The organism is Leptotrichia sp. (assembly GCF_057270615.1).
This window is the reverse complement of the sequence record NZ_DBHIXN010000067.1, coordinates 1-8,268: the sequence shown is the minus strand read 5'-3', so window position 1 is coordinate 8,268 and position 8,268 is coordinate 1. Positions and strand designations below refer to the sequence as shown.

Annotated in this window: 7 protein-coding genes; 2 read left to right on the top strand and 5 right to left on the bottom strand. The window is 31.4% G+C overall.

Translation table 11 applies throughout. From position 1 onward, the window contains the following. Positions 1-135: 135 nt before the first annotated feature. Positions 136-666: a hypothetical protein gene (locus ACO409_RS09455; RefSeq protein ID WP_485556690.1), complete on the bottom strand. Its 531-nt coding sequence runs from the start codon at positions 664-666 to the stop codon at positions 136-138. Between the two features lie 324 nt (positions 667-990). On the opposite strand from ACO409_RS09455, the gene pfkB reads away from it, so the two are divergent. Both pfkB and ACO409_RS09445 read left to right on the top strand, forming a co-directional pair. Further along, positions 991-1,908, top strand: coding sequence for a 1-phosphofructokinase (gene pfkB / locus ACO409_RS09450; protein ID WP_485556688.1), 918 nt, complete (start codon positions 991-993; stop codon positions 1,906-1,908). Between the two features lie 139 nt (positions 1,909-2,047). After that, positions 2,048-3,967: a PTS fructose transporter subunit IIABC gene (locus ACO409_RS09445; RefSeq protein WP_485556686.1), complete on the top strand. Its 1,920-nt coding sequence runs from the start codon at positions 2,048-2,050 to the stop codon at positions 3,965-3,967. Positions 3,968-4,070: 103 nt separating this feature from the next. On the opposite strand, the gene ACO409_RS09440 is transcribed toward ACO409_RS09445, so the two are convergent. The 4 genes from ACO409_RS09440 to ACO409_RS09425 all read right to left on the bottom strand — a co-directional run bounded on the left by ACO409_RS09440 (position 4,071) and on the right by ACO409_RS09425 (position 7,896). Then, on the bottom strand, positions 4,071-4,445 hold the full coding sequence (locus tag ACO409_RS09440) for a type II toxin-antitoxin system death-on-curing family toxin (protein WP_485556685.1): 375 nt from the start codon (positions 4,443-4,445) through the stop codon (positions 4,071-4,073). Continuing rightward, the gene (locus ACO409_RS09435; RefSeq protein WP_314714492.1) at positions 4,442-4,699 is read right to left on the bottom strand and encodes a type II toxin-antitoxin system Phd/YefM family antitoxin; all 258 of its coding nucleotides are present in this window, start codon (positions 4,697-4,699) and stop codon (positions 4,442-4,444) included. The genes ACO409_RS09440 and ACO409_RS09435 overlap by 4 nt, the downstream gene beginning before the upstream one ends. A gap of 67 nt (positions 4,700-4,766) precedes the next feature. Then, complete coding sequence (locus tag ACO409_RS09430) at positions 4,767-6,995, bottom strand: heavy metal translocating P-type ATPase (RefSeq protein ID WP_485556682.1); 2,229 nt, start codon at positions 6,993-6,995, stop codon at positions 4,767-4,769. A gap of 433 nt (positions 6,996-7,428) precedes the next feature. After that, entirely contained in the window at positions 7,429-7,896 is a 468-nt protein-coding gene (locus tag ACO409_RS09425; protein WP_485556680.1) for a CopY/TcrY family copper transport repressor, read from the bottom strand. Positions 7,897-8,268: the final 372 nt, after the last annotated feature.

Sequence of the window (8,268 nt, the reverse complement as noted above, 5' to 3'; positions counted from 1 at the left end):
ATATTTGAACGAAGGTATTATGTTGTGGTTATACTAGCTTTAAGAGTTCCCAGCAGTTCAGTTTCTTTGTTGCACGGTTTTGCTCCGTGTCTACATACAAGTTTCCCTATATGCTTACTAAAATTTTCGTGCAATTCATTTTACGACTAAAGTCGTGAGTGTTCTTGCACTATTTAATAAATTATCTCCACCTGAAGCTGAATTTACTCTTGCAATATACTCATCCATTAAATCTCCGCCAATTGCTGCTCGATAACTATTTGAAGCAGTTAAATCTGAACTAAAGTCTGTAACTTGCTGTGTAGTTCCTGTACTGTGCAAAAATATTTTTCCATTCATTGGAATCCCTGAAGATGTCTGGTAATCTTGTTTTTTTATTGGTGTTCCAGCTATATTTGGAATTTTAACTATATCACTTGTTGCCGTTGTAAGTATTATACCATTTGGATATTGTGATGAATATCCTCCATTTCGGATCACAATTTCACCATTATAATAAACATCTGAGGCACTTGGCCCTTTTGGATTTGGATCTGCTGGTTTTGGCTTTGGCTTTGGAGCTGGTGTTGGTGTTTTTCCTGTATCGTTATTACCACCACTGCTTCCACAACTTATTAAAGATAAAAGCAAGGCATAAATAAATATCTTTTTGATTTTACTTTTCATATATACCACTCCCATTATAATCTGATTTGAATCTTGACTTGATTTAATTTAATTATAATATATTAACATTAAAGAAAAATGAGAAAATAAATTTAATAGTCTAAATTATTTGACTTTTTAAATTTCAAATGTTATAAATATATAGTAATAATATATCAAAGCTATATTAGGCTTAAAACCATATAGATTTAGAATTTAATGAAATAAAGATTGTAAAACAAAAAATGCTGACTCTTTGTCAAAATAAAAAAATTGAATTATTAAATACATCTATATAAATGGTTTAAAAGATATAAAATATATTTAAATTTAGGAGGAAAAAAGATGATTTACACATTGACATTGAATCCAGCATTGGATTATGACATGTATCTGAAGGATGATTTAAAAGCAGAACATTTGAATCTTGCCCACGAAGTAAATTATAGAGCTGGCGGAAAAGGGATTAATGTTTCTAAAGTATTGAAAAATCTGGATGTGGAATCTACAGCAATTGGATTTGTTGCTGGATTTGTTGGAGATTTTATTGTTAAAGATTTGAAAAAAGATAACATAAAATCTGAATTTGTACAACTTGAAGGAAATACTAGAATTAATGTAAAGGTTAATGGAAACGACAAAGAAACTGAACTTACCGGAGTTTCACCAGAAATTACAGAGGAAAAATTGCAAGAATTAACTAACAAAATTTCTGATTTAAAAGATGGAGATATACTTGTTTTATCTGGAAGCATCCCATCTTCAATCAGCAGCAAAATTTACAAGCAATTATCTGAAAATGTAAAAGCAAATGTAGAAATTGTGCTTGATACAAGAGGAAATTTATTACAAGATAACATTCACAACAATCTTTTTGTTAAGCCAAATATTCACGAATTAAGAGAAATGTTTAATGAAAAATTAGAAACAAAAGCTGAAATTGTTAAAAAATGTAAATTCTTTTTAGACAGAGGAGTTAAAAATGTCATTTTATCTAGAGGTGGCGAAGGCGCATTGCTTGTAAACAAGGACTTTGTGCTGGAAGCATCTGTTCCAAAAGGGCAATTAATCAACTCAATTGGTGCTGGAGATTCTATGGTTGCAGGATTTACTGCAGGATTTGTAAAAGGGCTTTCTCCAGAAGATTCATTTAGATTAGCAGTCGCTTCAGGAAGTGCTACAGCTTATTCTTATGGACTTGCAGAAAAAGATTTAGTAAATAAATTATATGATGAAATTGAAATTTCAAAGGAAACTTTTTAAAGAGTAAAAATCAAACTTGACAATTGAGTAAAATAGTAATGATTTTTGTATTTAATTTTAAAGTTGCTTTACTACGGCTGAAAATAAAAATTATTTAAAGAAATAAAATGAAAAATAATAAATTAAGGATGGTGTACAAATGAAAATATCTGACTTACTGATTAAAGATAGAATCAGTCTAGATGTAAAATCTACAACTAAAGTAGATATAATTAAAGAGCTTGCCAGATTGCACGAAAAAACAGGTGTCCTGAATGATTATGACGGATATGTAGAGGCATTGATGGCTAGAGAAGCTCAAAGCTCAACTGGAATTGGTGAAGGAATCGCAATTCCACATGCTAAGACAAAATATGTAAAAAAACCTGCACTTGCAATGGGTAGAAAACCAGAAGGGATTGATTACGATTCATTAGACGGAGATCCTGCAACACTATTCTTTATGATTGCCGCTCCAGATGGTGCAAATAACACTCATATTGAAACACTTGCAAGATTATCACAATTATTATTGGATGATGATTTTAAGGAAGCTCTTGAAAATGCAAAAACAGCTGATGAAGTATTGGAAATCATCAATAAAGCTGAAGCAGAAAAATTTGCAGAAGAAGAAAAGAAAGATGCTGTAACTGCACAAGCTCCAGCTGATGCAAACGCTCCTTACATAATCGCAGCAACAGCCTGCCCAACAGGAATTGCCCATACTTATATGGCAGCAGAAGCACTAAAAAAAGCGGCTGATGAAATGGGAATAAACATAAAAGTTGAAACAAACGGTGCAGATGGCAGAAAAAACGTCTTGACTGACGAAGATATTAAAAAAGCTACTGGTGTAATTTTAGCAATTAACAGAAATATCGAAGTTGACAGATTTGATGGAAAGCCGTTAATTCAAGTAGAAGCAAAAGAAGGAATTAACAATGCAAAAGCATTAATTCAACAGGTTTTAGATGGAAAAGCCCCTATTTTCCATGCAAGCGGTTCAAAAACTGCAGACTCTTCTGAATCATCTTCATCTGAGAAAAAAGGACTTTACAAACACTTATTAAGTGGAGTTTCATATATGCTTCCGTTAGTAATAAGTGGAGGAATTTTAATAGCACTGGCATTTTTAGTTGATACATTATCTGGTAATGGTGGAGCTGGAGCAGAATATGGTTCTAAAGCACCGCTAGCTAAAATGTTAAAAGATATTGGTGGACAGGCATTTGGATTGTTTGTGCCGGTATTAGCTGGATATATTGCTTACAGTATTAGTGAAAGAGCGGCATTAGCAGCAGGACTAGTTGCAGGAGCTATTGCAACAGCTGGTGGTTCTGGATTTATTGGTGCATTGCTTGGTGGATTTTTAGCTGGATATGTTGTACAAGGTTTAGTAAAAGCATTGTCAGGTATGCCAAGATCTTTAAGCGGATTAAAAATGATATTATTGTATCCAGTTTTATCAGTATTAATCACAGGTGTAGCAATGGTACTTGTTATAAATCCATTTGCAGCAATAATTAACAATGGTTTAAATGCTTGGTTAAATGGAATGTCTGGTTCAAGTGCTGTTCTATTAGGTGCAGTTCTTGGTGGAATGATGGCTATTGATATGGGAGGGCCTGTAAATAAGGCAGCTTATGTATTTGGTTCTGGAACATTGGCAGCTACAATGACATCTGGTGGAAGTTTACCAATGGCAGCAGTTATGGCTGGTGGAATGGTTCCTCCAATCGCAATCGCATTAGCATCAACATTATTTAAAAATAAATTTACTGCACAAGAAAGAGAAGCAGGACTTACAAACTACATTATGGGATTCTCATTCATCACAGAAGGTGCAATTCCTTATGCAGCAGCAGATCCAACAAGAGTAATTCCAGCAAGTGTCGTAGGTTCAGCAATCGCAGGAGCATTAACAGGACTATTTAATATAAAAATACCTGCCCCACATGGTGGAATTCTAGTAATGGCATTAAGCAACAACTTCTTCTTATACTTAGTAGCAGTTATCATTGGAAGTATTGTTTCAGCTTTCGTTTTAGGGGCATTAAAACCTGCTATAAAAGAAGGATAAAATTTTAAATATATTTTAATTTGAAAACAAAATAAAAAACCGTCTTATTTGATTAATTCATTTAAAACGGTTTTTTTATTTTTTATAAATATAGTTTTAAATATTACTTAAATTTATAAATAAATTCAAGAATTTCAGAATACCCTATACTAGAATCTGCTATTTTTAACCCCAATTCTGTAAGTTCATCATTAGAACAATTTAAACTAATTCCATTTAACTCAAGAAGAACCATCATAACATAAATTCCAATTCTCTTATTTCCATCTAAAAAAGCATGATTTTTAATAAAACTATAACATAATCTTGCAGCTTTTTCTTCTATTGTTGGATATTTTTCAACTCCAAAATAAGATTGATAAACATTATTTATTGAACTTTCAATTAAACCTTTGTCCCTAATTCCATCAATTCCTCCAAATTTTTCTACCAATTCAGAATGAAGTTTTAATATTTGCTTTTCAGATAAAAGAATCATTTTGCCAATTCCTCAAATGTTTTTTTGTATTTCTTTAAAATTTTAGATGAAACCATTTCCAATTCATTATCTTCCGCAAATTTTACTGGTTCTTCTTCAACTTCCTTTGCTAAATTGTAATCAACTAAAATATATTTTGGGGTATTATTTTTTAAAATAACAACAGATCCATTTGTATCTACCATTCTTGCCACTTTTGAAAAATTTTGATTAGCTTCTTTCATTGAAACTAAGTTGTCTAATTCTGCTTTCATATTACTCACCTCTCATAAAGTATAATACCATAAATATAGGATAAATTCAACCTATTTTTAAAAAATACTATTTAACTTTAAAAAACTTCAATCTCAAAGCATTTCCCAAAACCGACACCGAACTAAACGACATTGCAAAAGCTGCAATCATCGGATCTAACTTTGGTCCATTAAAAAATGCATAAAATATTCCAGCTGCAAATGGGATTCCAAGTACGTTGTAAAAAAATGCCCAGAATAGATTTTCCTTTATATTTGTAATTGTTGCTTTACTTAGTGAAATCGCTCCTGCTACATCTCTTAAATCACTTCTGATTAAAACAATATCAGCCGATTCTATAGCAATATCAGTTCCATTTCCTATCGCAATTCCGACATTTGCCTGAGCTAATGCTGGCGAATCATTAATTCCATCTCCAACCATTGCAACAAATTCATCTTTTTCCTGAAGCTCCTTTATTTTTTGAGATTTTTGGTAAGGCAGAACTTCTGAAATTACATCGTCAATTCCTACTTGTTTTGCGATAAATTTTGCAGTTTTTTCGTTATCTCCAGTAAGCATTATCGTTTTAATTCCCATTTCTTTCAATTTTTCAATGGCTTCTTTGCTTGTTTCCTTAATAACATCTGCCACTGCGACAAGTCCAGCCAATTCGTTATCAATTGAAATATACATTGGAGTTTTACCTTCATTTGATAAAATGTCATAATCCTTTTGAGAAATTTTTACATCAATTTTTCTATTTTCCATCAATTTTTTATTTCCAATTTGAACTTCTCTGCCTTCAAAAGTTGCACGAATACCATAACCTGGCATCGCTCTAAATTTTTCATACGATTTAATTTCAATATTTTTACTCTTTGCTCCATTTACAATTGCTTCTGCCAGAGGATGTTCCGAATCATTTTCCACACTTGCAGCAATTTTTAACAATTCATTTTCGTTATAATTTCCATATGTTATCAAATCAGTTAGTACAGGTTTCCCCTTTGTAATTGTACCCGTTTTATCAAATACAATAGTTTTAATTTTATGTGCTGTTTCAAGAGCTTCCCCGCTTTTGATAAGAATACCGTTTTCAGCACCTTTTCCAGTTCCAACCATTATTGATGTCGGTGTTGCAAGCCCCAATGCACACGGACATGCAATTACAAGTACAGCAATAAAAAATGACAATGAAGTAGCCAATCCATTTCCACTTACAAACCAGCTAATTCCTGTAATTACCGCTATTCCAATAACAATAGGAACAAAATATGCCGCTACAATGTCAGCCATTCTCGAAATTGGCGCCTTTGAACCTTGCGCTTCCTCTACCAGTTTTATAATTTGTGACAAGACTGTATTTTTACCAATTTCAGTCGCCTCAAACCTAATACTTCCATTCTTATTAATACTTCCCCCAACAACTTTGTCCCCAACTGTTTTACTAACTGGCAAACTCTCCCCAGTCAACATTGATTCATCCACAGAAGTCGTACCTTCTACAATTTTCCCATCTACTGCAATTTTTTCACCAGGCTTTACAATTACAATATCTCCAACTTTCAGATTTTCAATTAAAATCTCCTTTTCAATACCATTTTTAATAATTTTTGCCTTTTTAGGCTGAAGCCCGATAAGTTTTTTTATTGCTGATGAAGTCTGTCCCTTTGTCTTTGCTTCTAGCAATTTCCCAAACAAAATTAACGTAATAATCACACCAGCCGATTCATAATATAAATCCATATGTGCTTCAGTATCTCCATTAATAATTCTAAAAGTTGCATAAATTCCATAAAGTACTGCTGATGTTGCTCCAATTGCAATTAACGAATCCATGGTTGGTGACTTTCTTACCAAATTTTTAAATCCATGCGAAAAGAAATCTCTTCCAGCATAAATGATTGGCAAAGTTAGCACAAACTGCACCAACGCAAAATTAAGCGCATTTACCTTAGGATTCAAAAATTCAGGAAGTGCCGCCCCAAGCATATGCCCCATCGAAATATACAAAAGCGGAATAACAAATACAACCGCTAAAATCAGTCTCTTTTTCAAACTCGCTATCTTTTCCTGATAAAGCTCAACTTTCCTGTCCTCGGTCATATTTTCAACTAACCCATACCCAGCCGATTCCACTATTTTCCTAATCTTATCAAAATCATACTTTCCTTCATCATACTCAACATTCAATTTTTCAGTTGCAATATTAACCGAAGCATTAATATCCTCATTCTTGTTAAGTGCCTTTTCCACAGCATTCGCACAAGCTGCACAGCTCATCCCAGTTACTGTATAAGTTTTTTCTGCCATATTTTTTCCTCCTCTATTAAAATTTTTATTAATTTATACAAAATTTATTTATTAAAAATATTCTAAAATATCATACTTTTGATCTTACAATTATTTATATTCACAGAACTATCTCACAAAATAAATAAAATTTCCAAATCATAAATTTTATATATTTTACTATATTTATAAAATTAATAAAAATAGCATCTATTGATTTTTAAAATATATAATATTTATGTTATCAAAATTATTTTTAAATTATAAGACATTTTCCTATTTCCCATTTAAATCATAAATTCTTTTACTCGCAAATAATATAAAACATAACTTATCTTTTTATACTATTTCCTGTTTAAAAAGCAAACATTTATTTTAATTATTTGAAAGTAAATATTAGGTTTAATCTACTAAAAGATTTATAATATATTTGTTATTTAAATGATGCTTAATATTAAATATGTTTATGTGCATTATGCTCACAATTACACTGCCCTTTCACACAATCACATAAAACTTCCTTTACTGCAGTCTTTCTTTTTTCTTCTACAGCCTTCAAAATCAACTCCAAGTCATCAAAACTTAATTCACTATTCTCAATAACTTTCCCAATCATTTCTCCAACTTTCGTTTTACAAATTTTATCAAAAGTTCCCAATATATAGCTGTTAGCAACTTCTTTTTCAGTAAAATCCGTCGAATAAATATATTTGTTCCCAATTTCCCTCTTTCTCAAAATACGCTTTTCTAGCAGCCGATTTAACAGCGTCTTTATTGTAGCCTGCTTCCAGTTCATTTTCTCACAAAGCACCTTTGCCACAAATTTACTTGTAACTTCATTATTTGCCCACACTACTCGCATTATTTCCCACTCTGCATCAGTTATATTATGTTTTTTATCAATTTTATAACTTTCTTTCACATTTTTACCTCACTTTAATGTTTACATTTGTAATCTTTTATATTATTAGTTTACAACAATAATCGTTTTTTGTCAAGTTTTTTCTTGTATTTAATATTATAGTAAAAACAATTTAAAACTATTCCCTATTTAAAAAGCAAATATTTATTTTAATTATTTAAAAGTAAATATTAGGATTAATCTACTAAAAAAATTTATAATATAATAATCATATACAAAACTAGTGAACTACTCCCGCTTTTAGAAGCGGGAGCTTCTTGGGAAGTACCTGCTTTTGTTAGCCAAATATATTTACCAAGCTCTTCGGGCAGTTCCTGCCCTGTTTTTTTGTTTCCTAATATTTTAACATTTCTTTTCCAATATCTCTTATAT

What these genes read in the sequence shown, in the direction of transcription:
- ACO409_RS09455 (WP_485556690.1), bottom strand. Translation starts at nt 666, where the DNA reads ATGAAAAGTAAAATCAAAAAGATATTTATTTATGCCTTGCTTTTATCT.
- pfkB (WP_485556688.1), top strand. Translation starts at nt 991, where the DNA reads ATGATTTACACATTGACATTGAATCCAGCATTGGATTATGACATGTAT.
- ACO409_RS09445 (WP_485556686.1), top strand. Translation starts at nt 2,048, where the DNA reads ATGAAAATATCTGACTTACTGATTAAAGATAGAATCAGTCTAGATGTA.
- ACO409_RS09440 (WP_485556685.1), bottom strand. Translation starts at nt 4,445, where the DNA reads ATGATTCTTTTATCTGAAAAGCAAATATTAAAACTTCATTCTGAATTG.
- ACO409_RS09435 (WP_314714492.1), bottom strand. Translation starts at nt 4,699, where the DNA reads ATGAAAGCAGAATTAGACAACTTAGTTTCAATGAAAGAAGCTAATCAA.
- ACO409_RS09430 (WP_485556682.1), bottom strand. Translation starts at nt 6,995, where the DNA reads ATGGCAGAAAAAACTTATACAGTAACTGGGATGAGCTGTGCAGCTTGT.